Raw genomic sequence first — 17,193 nt, 5'->3', positions numbered from 1 at the left:
TGGTATATAAGGGCATGTTGCCTTTTAGCAAGGAAAGAAGGAGAAAGCATGGCAACGTATATTTTGGGAGCGCTGCTCCTCGTGGGGCTTTTCTTCGCCGTGCGCGGCATGGTGCGTCACTTCGGCGGCGGCGGTGCGTGCTGCGGCGGGGGCGGCAGCATCGAAGGCGGTCCGAAGAAGAAACTCTATCACGATATTATCGGCGAGAAGGTGCTGCACATCGAAGGGATGCACTGCGACAACTGCAAGAACGCCGTCGAGCGTATGCTCAACGGCATCGACGGCGCAGCCGCCGAGGTCGATCTCGGAAAGAACATAGCCATCCTCCAAATGGAGCGCATGATCCCCGACGAAGAACTGCACGCCGTCCTCGACAAGACCGAGTATAAGCTAGCGTCGGTCGAAGTTCGAGAGAAGTGAAAATGAAAATAAAGCCCTCGCTGCGGTATATTGCCGCAGCGAGGGCTTTATTGCTTAGCGGGCGATTCGTGATTCGCGGATCACGGTCGTGCGTGGATAGTCTTTTGTCGCGCGAAGCTCCTTATCGAGGAATACGGCGGGATCGATGACTGTGTGGCGGATGAAGTTCAAGAGTTCGACGTCATCCATGACATACTGAATGGCATCGCGCCGACAATGCGAGAGATTCACGCCGAAAGGCTTTTTGAGCAGTTTGCCGTCTTTGTCCGTAAAGACGATGACGATGGGCAGGAGCGTATGACCGAAAACCACCTTTTTGACGATGGCGTAGCCGAGTGAGGTTTTCATCACGGTGCCTACGGGATAGATGGCGACGTTCTCGAAGAAAAGGCGCAGCCGATCCATATCGAAGTGCCCGGGCGAGTTGTGCATCATCATCTGATAGACGACATTCGGCTTGTACGCCTTTTTGTAGGGGCGCACGCTTGTCAGTGCATCATAGACGTCGGCGATGGCAACGATGCGGCTGTAAGGATGGATGGACTTCCCCTGCACATGATGCGGATAGCCGGAGCCGTCTAAGTGTTCGTGGTGCTGGACGGCGATGATCGCAAGCATGGAGGCGAGAGGTGAGCGCAGCTCCTTGAGCATTTTGCGTCCTTCGCCCGGATGTGTGCGGATGACCTTGAATTCATCCGCTGTCAAAGAGCCGGGCTTATTGAGTATACGCGCAGTTACCGCGAGTTTGCCGATGTCGTGCAGGAGTCCGCCGAGCGTGATGACTTGCAGCTTGCTTTTCGAATAGCCGCAGAGATCGCCGAGCATCGTTGCGAGCACAGCGACATTGACCGAGTGGGAAAATGTGTAGGAATCGTGCAGGCGAATATCCGTAAGCTGCACGAGATTTTTCTTTTTCGCCATGACGTCGCGCACGAGAAGGTCGGCGCATCTTTCCAAGCGTTTCATGTCGAAATGACCGTTGAGCTCCGCCTGTCGGAAAGTTTCCGCGACGTTGTCGACGGCTTTTATGCGCGTGCGCTCCTCGATGATGTCGGGAGGCGGCTTGAGTTGAAAATCCGAGGATAGTGAGGTGACGTGAAGCTCCGGCACGCTGAGTTGACGCAGTCGATAGATGTAGCGATCCGTCAGCGGTGTGCCGCGCACGAGGAAGGGGGCGCCTTTCTCGTTGAAAATGCTTTGCGCTGTTACCATGCCGGTTTTGAGTTGATTCGGTTTCAAGCGTATCATGCAGGAAACACCTCATTTGCTTATTTGCGGGCGATCCTTCGCCGCGCAGTTGACCTATCCTGCCTCTTCTTGGAGGAAGACGGCAGGATCGATATTGATGTTGTGGATAAAATGGTACAGCTCACTGTCCGAGATGACGCCTTCGAGCATTCCTTTGGGCGCATCCTCTAAATCCAGTTGGTAGGGAGCATCGAGCAGCTTTCCTTCATGGTCGGCGAAAACGCAGACAAGGGGCGTCAGCGTATGACCGAATTCGACCTTTTTCACGATGGCGTAACCTTTCTGCGTCTTGAGGATCGTGCCGACCGGATAGATCGCGACGTTGTCGAAGAAGAGCTTCAAGAGATCGAGATCAAAGTGTCCCGGCGAACACGTCGCCATGAGGCGATACGCGACGGATGGAGTATACGCCCTCTTGTAGGGGCGCACGCTCGTCAAGGCGTCGTAGACGTCGGCGATGGCGACGATACGCGCGTAGAGATGGATTCGGTCGCCTTGCAGATGGTTGGGATAGCCGCTGCCGTCGATATGCTCATGATGCTGCAGCGCTATGGTCGAGAGCAGCATATCGGACGGGAACAGTTTCTTCAGCCGCTGCCTGCCCGCTTCGGGATGCCCCTGCATCACGCTCCACTCGTCGTCGGAGAGATGACCGGCTTTTGTGAGGACTTCATTGGGTACGGCGATTTTGCCGATGTCGTGCAGAAGTCCGCCGAGCGTGAGTTTCAGAAGATCCGTTTGAGGAAGCTTCAGCAGCACGCCGAGGAGCGCCGCAAGAATCGCCACGTTGACCGAATGGGCAAACGTGTAGGTGTCGTGCAGCCGTATATCCGTAAGCTGCACGAGATTCTTTTTCTGGGCAATGATGTCATGCAGAATCGTCTCGGAAATGCCGTGCAGAGGTTTCGGGTCGAATGCTCCGTTATCCTCCACACTGTGAAATGCCGTCGCCACATTGTGTATGGCGGATATGCGCGTCTTTTCCTGTACGACGTCATCGGGCGGTGCGAGCTTGAGCTTGGGGTCCATGGATGTGACGGTCACGCCGTCAAGCCCCGATTTTTTCAGCCGCTCAATGTACTGCGGACTCAGCTCCATTCCTTTTGTCAGGTAGCTGGCGCCGAGCGGGTTGTATATGCTCTGCGCCGTGACCATGCCTTCTCTCAGCTTTTTTACGGGAATATGAATCATTTAGCTCACCTGTATCCGCATTGTTCTCTCTGGATAAACATTAGGGTTTTTTCCCTATCAAAAAAAGGAAATCAATGTATCTATACCCTATGATACTATATGTTGTCCCAAAAGGGAAGGGGGAAACATACGAATACTAGGACGAAGTGAGGAATCATTTTCTCAGCCGTAAATTTTCGCATTATGTTATAATGGAAGGACATCATGCGAGTGAGGAGGTGAGGGCATGGTCGTACGGCAACGCTGGGGTTCCGCCGTGGTTTTTTCTATCCTGCTGCACGTATGCGTGTTCGTTTTCGCAGGAATCTTTTTGCCGGATACGGCGGATGCACCGACGGACGCCGCTGGAGAACTCGCTTGGCTCGATGTTGGAGAAGAGAGGTCTCTGCCGGCAGAGCAGGCGGCAAAGCCTGTCGAGGAGACAGCGCTTTTACCAAGCGCAGAAGAGCCGGAGCCTGCCGCTCTGCCTTTGCCGCCTTTGGAAGAAGCGGTGAAAAAGCCGCCGCCAAAGCGGGAAATAGCAGCCGACGCAGACGGACGGGCGAAGCAGCCGCAAAAGCAGCGGCGCGACTACCCGACGATGCGGAAGCCGAATAAGCCCGCCGTGCTGCGCGAAGAGACGAAGCGCGGTTTGACAGAGAAGGAAACCTCGTATCGCGGGCGCGTGCAGTTCTTTGCGGACATCTCACGCGAAGGCCGTGTGACGGACATCCAAGGATGGCAGTTTGAGCCGGAAATCACGGATGCAAAAGAGCGTCTGCTCATCGAGGAGCGTTTGGCGCAAAGAATCAAGGAGAACTGGCGGTATGCGCCGAGCCTTACGCCGGAAGGGGCGCCGACGACACAGACGAAGAGCGAAGAGCTTGCGATCCCCGAGATTTTGACGCCTCGCCGCTGAATCTTTACGGAAAGCTGCACGAGGATGTTTCGGCGTCGCTATCCATTGAACGACGTGCCGCTCAATGGATGGCGACGGTTTCGATGGCGCCGAAGCGCAGGTATTGGCTGGCTTCGGCAGGATCGCTTTCGAGGATCGCCGCGCGTACGTTTCGCAGGTCATCCTCAGCGATCTGGATGCGTTCGGCATCCTGCTCCGCTTGTATTTTTTGCCAAAGCGCTTTGCGCGAGGCTTGTGTATCGCGATAAATTTCGTGGTTGTAGAAAATATTCATCGAGCTGTGGGATTTTTCAGCGTCACAGTTGAAGAAGATGTAGGCAACGTTCGATGCCCGCCGCGTGCGGGGGCTTGCCGGTTTTTTCGCGGCGTCAGCTTTTTTTGTGCCGACGGTTTTTCTTGATGTTGGCATGAAAAGACTCCTTTCTTTCCGTAAGGGCAGCGCACGAGGCTCGTGAGATAGGCTTTGTGCGTGCAGTTCGCGCGGCATCTTCCTTGAACTAAGCAGCCGCACGCAGAAAATGATGGATTGCTTCGCAGATTTTCGTCGCAAAAGCATACGGCATTTAGCCGCATGAGCCTCATTATAGCACAAGTCTTTAAGGAACACAAAATTGTCATAAAATACCAGAAATTGAGAATGACAGAAACTTCCAAAAAGAAAACAGGCAAATAGCAGGAAGCTCTTTGCCTGTTCTTTCTACGGCGGTCTTTCGACCAGAGCCTCGTGCCTGAGACTCGATTATATTGCCACCAGGAGGAACCATACGCGATGATTCCTTCTGGTGGTTAGTAAGGTACGGCACTAAAGGCGGGATGACGCTTTGTCCACCTGCCGCATCTTTATTATAGCACACTGATTTATGGATGCAAGTGGTTCGAGGTAAATTTTTGCAATATTTAGCTTTTGTTAATTTTACAGATAATTCCAGGTGACTGTTGTGCTGTTCTTGCCGAAGGGCTTTGGCAAAAGGAGAGGCGAATGATTTCCGCCGTGCTTTGGTGCAGACTGCCGCAATCGCACATTGTCACTCGGCGGGGTCTTTGCTATACTAGGAACCATACAGGAATGGGGTGGAAAAATTGTTTCCTTTTATAAAGGATAGAAAGAAGGGCGGCTGGCGTGCGCCGATGAATGACAGCGGCGAGCTTGTCGGTTACAACGATCTGGCGCGTGTTTCCTTCGGCATCCGCACGGTGCATTATCTTGTGCGCGAAACGATTCAGAACTCCCTTGATGCGCGAAGGGACGACGCTGAGGGCGCCGTCATCGTATCGTTTCAGATGTTCGATATACCGCGTGAGAAGTTCCCGGGGCGTGAGGATTTTCAAAATATTTTAGAGCGCTGCTTTTTGAGCAATCGGGATGACAAGAAGTGCAGGGAGGCTTTCGCTCGCGCTCTGGAAGTGATAAAGGCAAAGCGGCTTTCGGTTCTTCGCATCAGTGATTTCCGCACGCGCGGTCTTGAGGGGGCGCTCCAAGGCGAGAAGGGGTCGCTTTGGAGCGGTCTCGTCAAGGAGCAGGGGTTTTCCGTGCAGAAGGAAAAGGATGCGGGCGGCAGTTTCGGCATCGGCAAGGCGGTCGTCTACAGCTGCTCGGAGCTTCGCACGGCGTTTTTCGCTTCGATGGACAAGGACGGCGTGGAGTCATATACGGGCGTCGCGAAGCTCGTCTCTTACAAGGACGCTGAAGATCGCTGGACGACGGGCACGGTCTACTACAGCGACGAGAACAAGAAGGCGCTCATCGACATCTTTGCGATGGATCCGGCGTTTCGGCGGCGTACGAGCGGTACGGATATCTTCGTCATGGGGCTTTTGCCCATCGAGGGGCTGGAGCAGGAGATGATTCGCGCCGTGCTCGACAATTTTTTGCTGGCGATATGGCTGGGCAATTTGGAGGTGGAGATCGGCGGGCAGCGCATCACGAAGGGCAGCATCGCCCTCTATGCGGAGGGGCTTCCTGTGGAAAAGCCTGCGGGCAGTTCGCACCATAAGGAATATTACGAGGAGAATCGTATGATTCAGCGGTATGCGCGTATGCTTTTGGGCGAGGATGAAGCGATGCAGAAGGTGGAGCTTGAAGCTGCGGAATACGGCGCGAAATATGGCTTTCCCGATGGCGCGGCGACGCTCTTTTTGACGCGCGGCGAGGGGTTGAACCGCCGCATCCTCATGTCGCGTCATATCGGTATGAAGCTTTTCGAGCAGAAGGGATTTCCAAGCGGCATTGACTTTACCGGCATTTTCCTTATCAAGGAAAATGCGATGGGGCAGGCGTTTCGCCGCATCGAAGTGCCGTCGCATGACGCTTGGGAGCCGGGGGTATTGCAGGATGCAGCGCAGGAGAAGCGGGCGAAGGAGATGTATGCGGGGCTTCGCAAATATTTGAAGGAAAAGGTGCGTGCGTGCTTACAGACGGAGGATGAGAGCGGCGTTGACGCTTTCGGCGCCGGCGATTTTCTGCCTGACGTCGAAGAGGAAGCCGTGCGCTCTTCGCTTGCCGAGTGCAGAGGCAAGCGAAGAGAAACGCTTGGATGCCGTATCAAGAAGGTAAAGAAGAAAAAGGATGTGGCGACGGCGACGCGTCTTGCACCTTTACATGCGCGCTCTTTGTGCCTTGCGTGCGAAAAGGGGTGCTATCGCCTAAGCTTCATTGCGCCGCACAAAGCCGAGCGTGTGCGTCTGGAGCTTTTCTTGGCAGGCGAGCAGGCGTCGGCGCCCGTCAGGTTGCTCGCGGCATCGTTATCCGGCAGGGCGCGCGCCAAGTTGGAAAAGTTTGAGGGCAATGTCGTGTATCTGCAAAGCGTGGCGAAGGGCGCGAAGATTTTTCTTGACTATACGATAGACTATCATGACTATTGTTTGCTGGAGGTGAAGTACATTGAAGATGCGAGGGAGTCTGGCGCCGTACCCGCTGCTGGCAAAGACGAATGACAGCTATCGCAAATCATCGTTTGACGGCATCTCTGAACTCAAGACGGTGGGCAAGGAGCTGCATCTTGCGTTTCGCGCAGTGCTTCGCTGTGCTGCGCTCAAAAACCTTGTGCGTGCGGGGCTGGCAGGCTATGCGCTGCATATCGAATCGCCCGTCACATCGTATCGTCGTCTGTTCGAGTTCAATGACGCGGCGTTTCGCCTGACGATTTCGGCGGATGCGGTGCGCTCCGTCCTGCAAGTCACGCCGTTCGTCGTGGCAAAGGCAGCGATCGAAGGTTATGCGAGCGATGATTTTCATGAGGTCTATGAAGGACGCAGTTTTTCTTTTGTGCGCGGACATATTCTAGCCGTTGACCAGACGACGGAATTTCTGCTCTATACGCACGATGAGCGCGAGACGCTCCCGTCTATCGTGCGTATAGAGCCTTCGGTGCGCGGGGTGGGAGAGGCGGCGCTTCGCGTTGACTGCGGTTCTGACTATATCGTCATTCACCTGCCGCGCGGAGCGTATGATACCTATCGCCGCTATGCGAAGGGCGCTTACGGAGCGACGTTTCTCGCGTGCGTCGTCCTGCCTGCGCTCGTCGCGGCTCTTGAGCGTCTGCGCGAGGGGCAGTGCGCGGGCGAAGAGCCGCGGGCGCGCTGGCAGAGGGTGCTACTGTACCTCTTGGAAAGGGAAAAGATCGACCTTATGGCGCAGGACGGCGAACTTCTCGCCATCGCACAGCAGCTTCTGCGCGATCCGGTGAACCGCGCCTTGCAGGAGCTGGAAGATTTGGCGCGCCGCGAGGAGGTGAGCGCATGGAATTGAGCTTCATGACGCAGGCAGGCGTCGACGATATGAAAACGCATGTCGAAGAGCACGCGGAGCTTTATCGCTGTGCGGACAATGCGGCGATGCTCGCACATCTCCAAGGCAAAGGCTATCTGGAAAAGATGGAGATGGCGGAGCTTTCAGCAGTCGAGCTTTTGACAGAGGGCGATTTTGCCGCGACGGACATACAGAATGTGCGACGGCTTTACGGCGCATGGCGCACGCTCGCGCCTTATACGGCGGCAGATGAGCGATTTTGGGCGGGGCTTTCGCACACGCTCTTTTGGCGCTATATCCACTACCGTAAGGATAAGGATTTTGCCGAGGGCAGCGCCGCCGCGCTTCGAAGCGACTTCTTCTTCGCGCAGGGAAGGCGCCGCTCGCTCTTTGTGAACCCGCTCGCGCGTTTGTGGTGGGCAGGGTATATGGTCTTTGATGAACGTCGCCGCGATCCGTTCGAGCTTTTGCCTGTGCTCGCGCAAGAAGCGTTCGCGTCGCAGCTTGTGCTGTTTTCCTCAAGCAGTCTCATGAGCCGCCGAGAAACGCGCTTCGCCGTACTCACGCTCATGGAACGATTCGAGCGCGAGGGAAACAAAATCAAGCGCGAGCATTTGCAGGCGCTCCTCAGCCGCCTCAATGCGCTCTCGTCGCTGACGCTCGTCGATATGCTGTCGGAAGAGGAGATCGAGGAGCGATTGGAAGGCGTGCTTTTCGATGAAAAATGACGCCGTATTTCAGCGTCGCAGCATAAGGAAGTATCCGGATAGGGCAGGTGAGCCGGAGAAGATCGAGCGCGCGCGATTTTCCTTGAATCCCCGCTCCGTTGTGCTATAATGTACCTTACACAACGGCTTCGGGAAGCTTTGAGGGAGGCATTCTTGACTTTGCATCATAGATTTAAATTTTTATGGAGTATCGTGCTCGCAGCTTTATTCTTCGTGGCAGGCGCGGGTGTCTGTCTGGCGAATCATGCAGTGCGCGTCTCGGATCTCGACGCGGCAGCGTTCGTCGTGCGTTACAACGATACGGCTCTGCGCGAGGATTCCGTCGTGCGCCTTGCCGCGCCGCTCTTGTCGAACAACGTGAAGCTCAAGAATTATCGCGTCTACGGAGCCGACATCCTCGGCACCGAGGAGAAGGCGCGGCTCTTTCTGAATGTCAACGAGGCGGGAGCGCTTTCGAGTATCGTCATGAAGAGCGAGAAAGCGTCGGTGTCGCGATCTTTGGCTCTGCGGCGCGTGCTGACGCTCGCTTTGGAGTCGCTGGGACTGACGGATGCAGAGCGTGCGGACTTCTTCAGCTCGGAGGAGAAGTCGCCGGACAAGGGCGGCGCTCTGCGCCATGTGTGGTGCAAGGCGGCAGGGCGCAAGATCATCGCCTTCTATGACGTCGTCCATGCGCCCGACATTCTCGTGCTCTACGCTTGGGATGAATGATGAACATAAGATATAAGGCGGGTGGACACGCGGCGTGTCCACCCGCCTTGCTTGAAGAAGGAGGAAATTTTCCGATGAAAGATACTTTGGTCAAAGCGATGGCAGACGACTTCCGCATCTATGCGGCGCGGACGACGCATCTCGTCGGCGATGCCGTGCGCCGCCACGAGTGCCTTCCCGTCGCAGCGGCAGCTCTCGGGCGCACGATGACGGGGGCGCTGCTTCTCGCGGCGAACCTCAAGAACGAGGAGGCGCTGACCGTGAAGTTTGCGGGCGCGGGGCCTCTGGGAACGGTCGTGGCGGACGCCGTGCCCGAGGGCTTCGTGCGCGGCTATGTCGAGCATCCGCATGTGAGTCTGCCGCTGAACGCGCAGGGCAAGCTCGACGTCGGCGCGGGCGTTGGTGCGGGGCTCTTGACGGTCACGCGCTTCACGGGACTCAAGGAGCCTGTCGCCGGCTCGTCCGAGATCATCACGGGAGAGATCGCAGAAGACTTGACGCGATACCTCTACGATTCGGAGCAGACGCCGTCGTCTATCGCGCTCGGGGTGCTCGTCGCGCCCGACCTTTCGGTGCCGGCAGCTGGCGGCTTCTTTGTGCAGCCCTTGCCGGGCGCGTCGGAGGAGTCGCTGTCGCGCATGGAGGAGAATCTGGCGGCGCTTCCCGCCGTCTCCGACATGGTGCATCAGGGCATGACGGCTCGCGAGATCGCTGAACGCGTCATGCAGGGCTTGGGTGAAACGCAAGTTCTCGCCGAAACCGATCTCGCTTTTCGCTGCTCATGCGCAAAGGAGCGCGTCGAAGGCATGTTGCTGAGTTTGAGCCATGACGATCTCGCATCCCTCGTTGCCGACGGCAAGGCAGAGGTTTGCTGTCACTTCTGCGGCGAGAAGTACGCGTTCACGCGTGAGGATTTGGAGGCCTTGCTCACGGAGAAGGAGCGCTCGGTTAGGGGGTGAGTAGCGTGCAGCAGAGATTTGCGAGTACGGAGAGAAAGCTTTCGTCTGCTCCCTGCCCTTTGCGCAGGAAGCACGGCAGGTGTTGCGGTAAACTTTCAGGACATAGTTCAGCCGCCATGCGAAGCGGCATAATCCTAAGAATCTCTCATGTTCACATAGCCGGTTTTCTTGTATTCCACGCCTTCGGAAAGAAGGAACGCCCCTTGTTCTAAAAAACTGGGAGCAGATCGACCCGCGCTATTACGACAGACAAAACCTCGTAGATGAGTTCTTTGTTCAGTATCTTTTTCATTTTGTCTTTATTCGGCACCCGCCAGTCAACTCCTGCTAGGCGCCGTAAAGCCTCACCGGATAAGGAGCGAGCATCCTTGTCCGAAAAACGAGCATCCCTTATGCAACTTGGCGGGAAAAATTAAATTGTATCAATTTTCATGGGTTTTGGATGGCGCGTATTCTCTTTGAGGATATGCGCCTTATTTTTCTCCGGACGCTTGGGCTTCTTACACGTCGCTTCTCGCAGTTCGTCCCAGTTCCTCTTCCAGTTCATCCGCCAGATAGATGTCGCTCATGCAGTGCATGTCGGCAACGCCGTCGCGCATGAGCCGATATGTCTCCGAATGATAGAAGAAGTCGAGTGCGTCCGTCAGAGGGAGATTCATGCGCTCGGCAAAGCGCGCCACGACGCGTGCGTACTTCATTTGCAGCAATATGGGATTGGCTCTCATAGCGATTTGCTCCCTTGAAAATGCAAGTATTTGGCGATCACTTCCTGCGTCCGAAGCGCAATCTGGACATTGGGCTGCTCGAAGCGCAGACGGCGGATTGCTTCCCCCTTCTGAATCAAGCCCTGCAGGAACAGTTCGACCGTATCGAATACGCGGTCATTGGCGATGCCGCCCATGACGACGGCATAATCTGAATCGTCCTTTTCCGTTCGGCAAGCGAGGATGAAGTCAAGCCATGTTTCTGAATACGAATCGAATCGTAGGCATCGTTCATCCGAAAATATGGTTTCATCCAAAACGTACTGCGAGATGAATGCCGCTTGGTGACGGCGCATGAATCTTCTCGCCCAGGACTCTGCCTGTGCCGGAATCGGTGTCGTGTAGAAGCCCCTGCCGAAGTCCACGGCAGTGCGCGAATGAAGCAGATCGGGATATTCAACTGGGAGATATGAGCCGTGGTAGACAATCATACGGATACCCCTGTTTCCTTCATCGTGTCGATCAGATCCGCTACGATGTAATCTTTGCTCTGTGTATGAAGAGCCTCGTAGTTCGCGGCGAGGTAATCAAGCAGGATGCCGCTTTCTTTAAGCCTGTCGTAAAGATGCTCGGCAGGGACGTTCAATTTTTTTGCTGTATTCTCTATGCAGAAGAATATGAATTCCAGTTCGCGCTCGTTTTTTATTTCCGTCGTCATATCGCATTCCTCGCTGCTTTCGTGCATCTTGTCCATGCGCTTCCTTAAATGGCCGCCGTTCTATCTACATTATTTCTACGTGCCGTCTTGATTTTCCTGTCATATCTTTGCCTGTGCGCTCGACCCATCTTGCCAAAACGCCGTTCTTATGGTATCCTTTTGTCGACAAAGGCGATGAGGAAGAGGAGTACGCTGCAAGCGCCGCTTCAGAGAGGGGATGGTCGGTGAGAATCCCTGCGGCGGGCGGCGGAAGGTCGCTTCGGAGCTTTCGGGCTGAAGCCGGCGGCGCATTTTGCTGTTCGGTGGGTAGGCGCGGGCGCGGCGGCGGCGTTATGCCTTGGAGCTGCAGGGTGTCTCGCCCTGCGGGAAGTTAGGTGGTACCACGGAAGCAGGCTCTTCCGTCCTTTCGGACGGGGGAGCTTTATTTTTGTTTGCGGGAAGCTTTATGCGGGCTGCGGGGATTTTGCCTTGCGGCAGTCTGTGCTTTCGGCAGGGGACTTTCGCGTCAATACGACATGTATGGAGGGTTTTTCATGGCAAAGGATAATATCCCGAAGGTTTATGAGCCGCAGTCGTTTGAGAAGAAATGGTATGAGTTCTGGGAGAAGAACGATCTCTTCCATGCTGAACCCGAGGAGGGCAAGAAGCCGTTTTCTATCGTGATCCCGCCGCCCAATGTGACGGGGCAGCTGCACATGGGGCACGCGCTCGACGAAACCTTGCAGGACATCTTGATCCGCTGGCGGCGTATGCAGGGCTACAATACTCTCTGGATGCCGGGCTGCGATCATGCGGGCATCGCGACGCAGGCGAAGGTGGAGGCGGCGCTTCGCGAAGAAGGGACGAATCGCTACGAACTTGGGCGCGAGAAGTTCACGGAGCGCGTCTGGCAGTGGAAGGAAGAGTACGGCAGCCGCATCATGTATCAGCTCCGAACGCTCGGCTCTTCGTGCGACTGGGCGCGCGAGCGCTTCACGATGGACGAGGGCTGCTCGCGCGCTGTGCGCGAGGTGTTTGTGCGTCTCTATGAGCAGGGGCTGATCTATCAGGGCACGCGCATCACGAACTGGTGCCCGTCGTGCAATACGGCGCTTTCGGATATCGAGGTCGAGCACGAGACGGAAGCGGGGCATCTCTGGCATCTGCGCTATGCTTTCGAGGACGGCGAGGGCTATGTCGAGATCGCGACGACGCGCCCGGAGACGATGTTTGGCGATACGGGAATCGCCGTGCATCCCGATGATGCACGCTACAAGGAGCTCGTCGGCAGAAACGTCATCCTGCCCATCGTCAATCGCCCGATTCCCATGTTTGCCGACGAGTACGTCGATCCCGCCTTCGGTACGGGCGCGGTCAAGGTCACGCCTGCGCACGATCCGAACGACTTCGAGATGGGGCTTCGTCATGATCTGCCGCAGGTGCGCGTCATAGAAAATGACGGCACGATGTCGGAAGGTCTCGGAAAGTACGCGGGACTTGATCGCTACGAGTGCCGCAAGATGCTCGTCAAAGATCTCGAAGAGGCGGGCGTTCTCGTCTCTACGGAGGAGCATGAGCACGCCGTCGGTCACTGCTCGCGCTGCCATACGACGGTCGAACCGCTCGTCTCCAAGCAGTGGTTCGTAAAGATGGAGAGCCTCGCGAAGCCCGCGATTGAGGCGGTGCAGGATGGAAAGATACGGTTTGTTCCCGAGCGCTTCACGAAGATTTATACGAATTGGCTCGAAAACATCCGCGACTGGTGCATCTCGCGCCAGCTCTGGTGGGGACATCGCATCCCCGCGTGGTACTGCGAGGACTGCAAGGAGACGATCGTCTCGCGCGAGGACGTCGAAACTTGCCCCAAGTGCGGCAGTTCGCACGTTCATCAGGACGAGGACGTTTTGGACACATGGTTCAGCTCGGGGCTCTGGCCGTTTGAGACGATGGGCTGGCCCGAGGAGACGCCGGAACTCAAGCAGTTTTACCCGACGAGCGTGCTCGTGACGGGCTATGACATCATCTTCTTCTGGGTCGCACGCATGGTCATGATGGGCTTGGCGTTTGGCAAGGACATTCCTTTTCGCCATGTATTCATCCACGGTCTCGTGCGCGACAGCGAGGGGCGCAAGATGTCGAAGTCGCTCGGCAACGGCATCGATCCCGTCGAGGTCATCGACAAGTACGGTGCGGACACCCTGCGATTCATGCTCATCACGGGCAATACGCCGGGCAACGATATGCGTTTTTACTGGGAGCGCGTCGAGGCGGCGCGAAATTTCGCGAACAAGCTGTGGAATGCTTCGCGCTTCATGCTCATGAATTTGGAGGACTTCGATGCGAGCTTCACTCCGACGGCGGAGGACTATACGCTCGCCGATCGCTGGATCTTGTCGCGCTGCCAGAAGACGGCGGCGGGCGTGACGGAGAATCTGGAGAAGTTCGAGCTGGGCGAAGCGGGACGAATGATTTACGAGTTCATTTGGAGCGAGTTCTGCGACTGGTACATCGAGCTGGCGAAAGCGCGGCTCTATGATAAGGACGCAGCCGGCGAGCGTTCGAAGAAGACGGCAGAGTACGTCCTTTCCTATGTACTGGAGCGCACGCTGCGCCTGCTGCATCCTTTCATGCCGTTCCTCACGGAGGAAATCTGGCAGCGCGTGCCGCATGAGGGAAGGAGCATCATGGTCGCGCCGTGGGTCAAGGCAGATGAGAGTCTCGTCGATGACGCGGCGGAGCGCGAGATGGCGAGCATCATGGAAGTGATCGTGCGCATCCGCAACATGCGCGCCGAAGTCGATGCCGCGCCGGGCAAGAAGAGCGAGGTCGTTTTGCACTTCACGGATAAGGCGCTCGCGCCCGTATTTGCCGCGCACGCCGCGTACTTCGCCGCGCTCTCTTGGGCGGATCCTTTGACGGTCTTGGAGGACGGCGCGGCGAAGCCCGAGAACGCCATGACGGCGATCGTCGCAGGCGTCGAGATCTACCTGCCTTTGAAGGGACTCATCGACGTCGAGAAGGAAAAGGCGCGTCTTACGAAGGAACTGGCGAACCTCGTCGGGGAGGAGAAGCGCCTCGGCGGCAAGCTCGCGAACGAGGGCTTCGTCAAGAAGGCGCCGCCCGCCGTCGTAGAAAAAGAGCGCGAGAAGCTCGAAGCGGCGAAGGAGAAGAAGAAGGCGGTCGAAGAGCGCCTCGCCTATCTGGCGAAACTCTGAGGAAGGTGGGGAAATGGACTACAAGGAAAGTCTTTCTTACCTCGAAAGCCTCAACGTATTCGGCTCGAAACTCGGGCTTTCGCGCATCGAGCGGCTCGTCGAGCTGCTTGGTCATCCCGAACGGCGCTACGGCACGATTCATGTCACGGGGACGAACGGCAAAGGCTCTGTCAGTGCCATGACGGCGGCGATTCTGACGAAATCGGGGCTAAGGACGGGACTTTACACCTCGCCGCATCTCGTCTCCTACACGGAGCGCTTCGTCATCGACGGCGAGCAGGCGAGCGAGGCAGACTTCGCGGCGGCGATTGCGGCTGCAAAAGAGGCGGCGGACAAGATGCTTGCCGCGGGGCTGGAGCAGCCGACCGAGTTCGAGGTGCTGACAGCAGCGGCGTTCTTCTATTTTGCTCGAAAGCATGTCGACTATGCCGTCGTCGAGGTCGGCTTGGGCGGGCTTCTCGACTCGACGAACGTCATCACTCCCGAGGTCGCTGTCGTCACGAACGTCGCGATGGAGCACGCCGACCGCTGCGGCGGCACGCTCGAAGGTGTCGCGCAGCACAAGGCGGGCATCATCAAGGCGGGGGTGCCCGTCGTTACGGCGGCTGAGGGCATGACGCTCGATGTCGTGCGCCGAAAAGCGGAGGAAGAAGGCGCTGACATCTTCGTTCTCGGCGAGGATTTTGCCGTTTTGCCGATGAAGCAGGCGGCAGGCATGATCGAGTTCTCTTCCGAACTGCTCGGCATACGTGCGGCGCATTACGCGCTCGCGCTCGGCGGCGCATATCAGCGGCGAAATGCCGCGCTCGCCGTCATGGCGGCGGAGCTTCTTGCGGGGACGCATCCTTCCATCACGCACGAAAATATTGCCGCCGCTTTGCGGTCGGCTGCATGGCCGGGGCGTTTCGAGCGGTTTACGCTGGACGGAAAGCGTATCATCATTGACGGTGCGCATAATCCGGCGGGCGCGGCGGCTCTTCGAGAGAGCCTTGACGCCGCATTTGCGGATGAGGCGCGTGTGCTGCTCATCGGCATTCTGGAGGACAAGGACTATCGCTCGATGCTCAAGACGCTTCTTCGCGCGGGCGACCGCGTTGTCGTCACGCCGCCGATGTCTCTTCGCGCGGGCGATCCCGAAAATCTCGCGCGCGCTGCGCGTGAGATTACGGCAGATGTTGAGGTCGTCGAGAACGCGCAGGCGGCTCTTGAACGTGCGCTCTCTTTGACGGACGAACGGCACATTCTCTGCGCGGCAGGCTCTTTGTATCTGATTGGGAACTTGCGTTGCCTGCTTTTGGAGAGGGGGGCGCGTCATGACGGCTAAGGACAGCCTGTCGGATTATCTTGCGGGCGGCGTCTACTACGCCATTTTGCTCGAAGCCTTCCTCGTCGCGCTCTCGCCGCCTCTGGCGACGGCGGCGCTTCTTCTCGGCGTCATCTTCTGGTTCGCGCGTCTCGTCGTCGATAAGGAGTGCCGCCGCTTCCGCCGTCTGCCCTACGATGTGCCCGCCGCGCTGTTTGCGCTTTTGGGTGCCGTCTCCGTATTCGTCTCGCCTGATCGCGCGTTCAGTTTCTACAATTATTATAATCTCGTCGGCGTCTATCTTTTGACGTATCTTTTGATCGGACAGAACGTCCAAGCGTCGCAGGATATCCGAAAGATCGTTTACGCGCTCGGGCTCGCGTGCGTGCTCGTCGTGCTTTACGGCTTCTATCAATTCGCTTTCGGCATCGACACGAGTGCGATGAAGTGGGTGGACGGAGACGCTTTCCCTGAGCTCAAAAAGCGTGTATTCTCGACGTGGGAGAATCCAAATATCCTCGCGGGATATTTGGATGTCGCCATGTGTTTCGTATTTGCGTTTCTCATGAAGATGCGCGATCAACGACGGCGCATCGCGCTCGGCGCGGCTCTCGTGCTTCTTGCGGCGTGCCTCGCGATGACGTATGCACGCATGGCTCTTCTCGTCATCGCCTTGATCTTCATTCTTTACGGCATGTTCCGCGATTGGCGCGTTCTCTTGGGCGTCGCCGTCGTCGCGGGCGCACTCGTGCTCCTCGACCCCGCGCTTCTTGACCGCGTGACGTCGGTCTTTACGCGCGTCGACACCTCGTCGGAAATGCGCCTCGCGCTCTGGGAGAGCACGCTCGCCATGATCGGCGATCATCCGTTCTTCGGCATTGGCTGGGGCGCCTACTGGATGGTCTACCCCGAGTATGACTTCTATCTGCAGGGCGCGGATGTGCTCATCGTTCACGCGCACAATATGTATTTGAACTACGCGGCGGAGATCGGCGTCGTCGGCGCCGTATCCTTCCTGTGGTTCTTCTTCGGCACGATGGGGCTTGCTTTCTTCTCGAAGGTACACGACAGCGAGGGCTTCCGCCAAGGGTTGATGCTGGGGATCAGCCTCGCCTTTTTCTCCGTCGCGCTGAATGGTCTGACGGACGACGTGCTCTTCAACATCCCGTCGTCGATGCTCCTGTGGCTGCTCGCGGCGCTCGCCGCCGTCACGGAGTTCGCGGGCAACGAAGAAGATGAAGCCGTCGTTATGGACGAACTTACGGCGAGGAAGCGGCAGAAGCTCCGCGAGCTTCGTCAAAGGGCGGGAAAGGGCGGTGAATCGCCCAAAAATAGCGGCGAAGAGTCCGAAAATTGACTTGACGCTAAAGC

Annotated in this window: 16 protein-coding genes and 1 other annotated feature; of the genes, 10 read left to right on the top strand and 6 right to left on the bottom strand. The window is 57.1% G+C overall.

The window, feature by feature from the left end; genetic code table 11:
• Nucleotides 1-48 precede the first annotated feature (48 nt).
• Nucleotides 49-420 (top strand): heavy-metal-associated domain-containing protein, encoded by a 372-nt coding sequence (locus ACO5Z0_RS02500; protein WP_485649074.1) that lies wholly within the window; start codon nt 49-51, stop codon nt 418-420.
• A 54-nt stretch (nt 421-474) separates the two neighbouring features.
• Here ACO5Z0_RS02500 and ACO5Z0_RS02495 read toward each other — a convergent pair whose 3' ends face one another.
• The gene (locus ACO5Z0_RS02495) at nt 475-1,668 is read right to left on the bottom strand and encodes an HD-GYP domain-containing protein (RefSeq protein ID WP_485649073.1); all 1,194 of its coding nucleotides are present in this window, start codon (nt 1,666-1,668) and stop codon (nt 475-477) included.
• Between the two features lie 54 nt (nt 1,669-1,722).
• Nucleotides 1,723-2,859 (bottom strand): HD-GYP domain-containing protein, encoded by a 1,137-nt coding sequence (locus tag ACO5Z0_RS02490; protein WP_485649072.1) that lies wholly within the window; start codon nt 2,857-2,859, stop codon nt 1,723-1,725.
• Between the two features lie 226 nt (nt 2,860-3,085).
• On the opposite strand from ACO5Z0_RS02490, the gene ACO5Z0_RS02485 reads away from it, so the two are divergent.
• Nucleotides 3,086-3,757, top strand: coding sequence for a hypothetical protein (locus tag ACO5Z0_RS02485; RefSeq protein ID WP_485649071.1), 672 nt, complete (start codon nt 3,086-3,088; stop codon nt 3,755-3,757).
• 61 nt (nt 3,758-3,818) lie between these two features.
• On the opposite strand, the gene ACO5Z0_RS02480 is transcribed toward ACO5Z0_RS02485, so the two are convergent.
• On the bottom strand, nt 3,819-4,166 hold the full coding sequence (locus tag ACO5Z0_RS02480) for a hypothetical protein (RefSeq protein WP_485649070.1): 348 nt from the start codon (nt 4,164-4,166) through the stop codon (nt 3,819-3,821).
• Between the two features lie 671 nt (nt 4,167-4,837).
• Here ACO5Z0_RS02480 and ACO5Z0_RS02475 point away from each other — a divergent pair.
• The 5 genes from ACO5Z0_RS02475 (at nt 4,838) to hslO (ending at nt 9,903) form a co-directional block, all read left to right on the top strand.
• Nucleotides 4,838-6,691, top strand: a complete 1,854-nt coding sequence (locus tag ACO5Z0_RS02475) for a hypothetical protein (RefSeq protein WP_485649069.1) — start codon at nt 4,838-4,840, stop codon at nt 6,689-6,691.
• Nucleotides 6,645-7,505, top strand: a complete 861-nt coding sequence (locus ACO5Z0_RS02470; protein ID WP_485649173.1) for a hypothetical protein — start codon at nt 6,645-6,647, stop codon at nt 7,503-7,505. The genes ACO5Z0_RS02475 and ACO5Z0_RS02470 overlap by 47 nt, the downstream gene beginning before the upstream one ends.
• Complete coding sequence (locus ACO5Z0_RS02465) at nt 7,496-8,233, top strand: DUF6339 family protein (protein ID WP_485649068.1); 738 nt, start codon at nt 7,496-7,498, stop codon at nt 8,231-8,233. The genes ACO5Z0_RS02470 and ACO5Z0_RS02465 overlap by 10 nt, the downstream gene beginning before the upstream one ends.
• Nucleotides 8,234-8,425: 192 nt before the next feature.
• Entirely contained in the window at nt 8,426-8,944 is a 519-nt protein-coding gene (locus ACO5Z0_RS02460; protein ID WP_485649067.1) for a hypothetical protein, read from the top strand.
• Nucleotides 8,945-9,018: 74 nt separating this feature from the next.
• The gene (hslO, locus tag ACO5Z0_RS02455; protein WP_485649066.1) at nt 9,019-9,903 is read left to right on the top strand and encodes an Hsp33 family molecular chaperone HslO; all 885 of its coding nucleotides are present in this window, start codon (nt 9,019-9,021) and stop codon (nt 9,901-9,903) included.
• Nucleotides 9,904-10,403: 500 nt separating this feature from the next.
• Here the strand turns inward: hslO and ACO5Z0_RS02450 are convergent, their stop codons facing one another.
• Genes ACO5Z0_RS02450 through ACO5Z0_RS02440 form a run of 3 tightly spaced genes read right to left on the bottom strand, consistent with a single transcriptional unit; the run spans nt 10,404 to nt 11,361 of the window.
• Nucleotides 10,404-10,628, bottom strand: coding sequence for a hypothetical protein (locus ACO5Z0_RS02450; RefSeq protein WP_485649065.1), 225 nt, complete (start codon nt 10,626-10,628; stop codon nt 10,404-10,406).
• A complete protein-coding gene (locus ACO5Z0_RS02445) occupies nt 10,625-11,098 on the bottom strand; it encodes a DUF3990 domain-containing protein (protein WP_485649064.1) in 474 nt (157 codons plus the stop codon). The genes ACO5Z0_RS02450 and ACO5Z0_RS02445 overlap by 4 nt, the downstream gene beginning before the upstream one ends.
• Complete coding sequence (locus ACO5Z0_RS02440; protein ID WP_485649063.1) at nt 11,095-11,361, bottom strand: DUF3791 domain-containing protein; 267 nt, start codon at nt 11,359-11,361, stop codon at nt 11,095-11,097. The genes ACO5Z0_RS02445 and ACO5Z0_RS02440 overlap by 4 nt, the downstream gene beginning before the upstream one ends.
• Before the next feature lie 129 nt (nt 11,362-11,490).
• Nucleotides 11,491-11,734 (top strand) — a binding site (T-box leader).
• 124 nt (nt 11,735-11,858) lie between these two features.
• On the opposite strand from ACO5Z0_RS02440, the gene ACO5Z0_RS02435 reads away from it, so the two are divergent.
• Genes ACO5Z0_RS02435 through ACO5Z0_RS02425 form a run of 3 tightly spaced genes read left to right on the top strand, consistent with a single transcriptional unit; the run spans nt 11,859 to nt 17,179 of the window.
• Entirely contained in the window at nt 11,859-14,519 is a 2,661-nt protein-coding gene (locus ACO5Z0_RS02435; RefSeq protein ID WP_485649062.1) for a valine--tRNA ligase, read from the top strand.
• A gap of 13 nt (nt 14,520-14,532) precedes the next feature.
• Nucleotides 14,533-15,843: a bifunctional folylpolyglutamate synthase/dihydrofolate synthase gene (locus tag ACO5Z0_RS02430; protein WP_485649061.1), complete on the top strand. Its 1,311-nt coding sequence runs from the start codon at nt 14,533-14,535 to the stop codon at nt 15,841-15,843.
• The gene (locus ACO5Z0_RS02425) at nt 15,833-17,179 is read left to right on the top strand and encodes an O-antigen ligase family protein (protein ID WP_485649060.1); all 1,347 of its coding nucleotides are present in this window, start codon (nt 15,833-15,835) and stop codon (nt 17,177-17,179) included. The genes ACO5Z0_RS02430 and ACO5Z0_RS02425 overlap by 11 nt, the downstream gene beginning before the upstream one ends.
• Nucleotides 17,180-17,193 lie beyond the last annotated feature (14 nt).

The organism is Selenomonas sp., from assembly GCF_057272215.1.
The sequence above is the reverse complement of the archived record's forward strand: the minus strand, read 5'-3'. Positions and strand labels throughout refer to the sequence as shown.

Excerpts from the sequence above, each read along its gene's own strand:
- ACO5Z0_RS02500 (WP_485649074.1), top strand. The coding sequence starts at position 49 with ATGGCAACGTATATTTTGGGAGCGCTGCTCCTCGTGGGGCTTTTCTTC.
- ACO5Z0_RS02495 (WP_485649073.1), bottom strand. The coding sequence starts at position 1,668 with ATGATACGCTTGAAACCGAATCAACTCAAAACCGGCATGGTAACAGCG.
- ACO5Z0_RS02490 (WP_485649072.1), bottom strand. The coding sequence starts at position 2,859 with ATGATTCATATTCCCGTAAAAAAGCTGAGAGAAGGCATGGTCACGGCG.
- ACO5Z0_RS02485 (WP_485649071.1), top strand. The coding sequence starts at position 3,086 with ATGGTCGTACGGCAACGCTGGGGTTCCGCCGTGGTTTTTTCTATCCTG.
- ACO5Z0_RS02480 (WP_485649070.1), bottom strand. The coding sequence starts at position 4,166 with ATGCCAACATCAAGAAAAACCGTCGGCACAAAAAAAGCTGACGCCGCG.
- ACO5Z0_RS02470 (WP_485649173.1), top strand. The coding sequence starts at position 6,645 with ATGCGAGGGAGTCTGGCGCCGTACCCGCTGCTGGCAAAGACGAATGAC.
- ACO5Z0_RS02465 (WP_485649068.1), top strand. The coding sequence starts at position 7,496 with ATGGAATTGAGCTTCATGACGCAGGCAGGCGTCGACGATATGAAAACG.
- hslO (WP_485649066.1), top strand. The coding sequence starts at position 9,019 with ATGAAAGATACTTTGGTCAAAGCGATGGCAGACGACTTCCGCATCTAT.
- ACO5Z0_RS02450 (WP_485649065.1), bottom strand. The coding sequence starts at position 10,628 with ATGAGAGCCAATCCCATATTGCTGCAAATGAAGTACGCACGCGTCGTG.
- ACO5Z0_RS02445 (WP_485649064.1), bottom strand. The coding sequence starts at position 11,098 with ATGATTGTCTACCACGGCTCATATCTCCCAGTTGAATATCCCGATCTG.
- ACO5Z0_RS02440 (WP_485649063.1), bottom strand. The coding sequence starts at position 11,361 with ATGGACAAGATGCACGAAAGCAGCGAGGAATGCGATATGACGACGGAA.
- ACO5Z0_RS02435 (WP_485649062.1), top strand. The coding sequence starts at position 11,859 with ATGGCAAAGGATAATATCCCGAAGGTTTATGAGCCGCAGTCGTTTGAG.
- ACO5Z0_RS02430 (WP_485649061.1), top strand. The coding sequence starts at position 14,533 with ATGGACTACAAGGAAAGTCTTTCTTACCTCGAAAGCCTCAACGTATTC.
- ACO5Z0_RS02425 (WP_485649060.1), top strand. The coding sequence starts at position 15,833 with ATGACGGCTAAGGACAGCCTGTCGGATTATCTTGCGGGCGGCGTCTAC.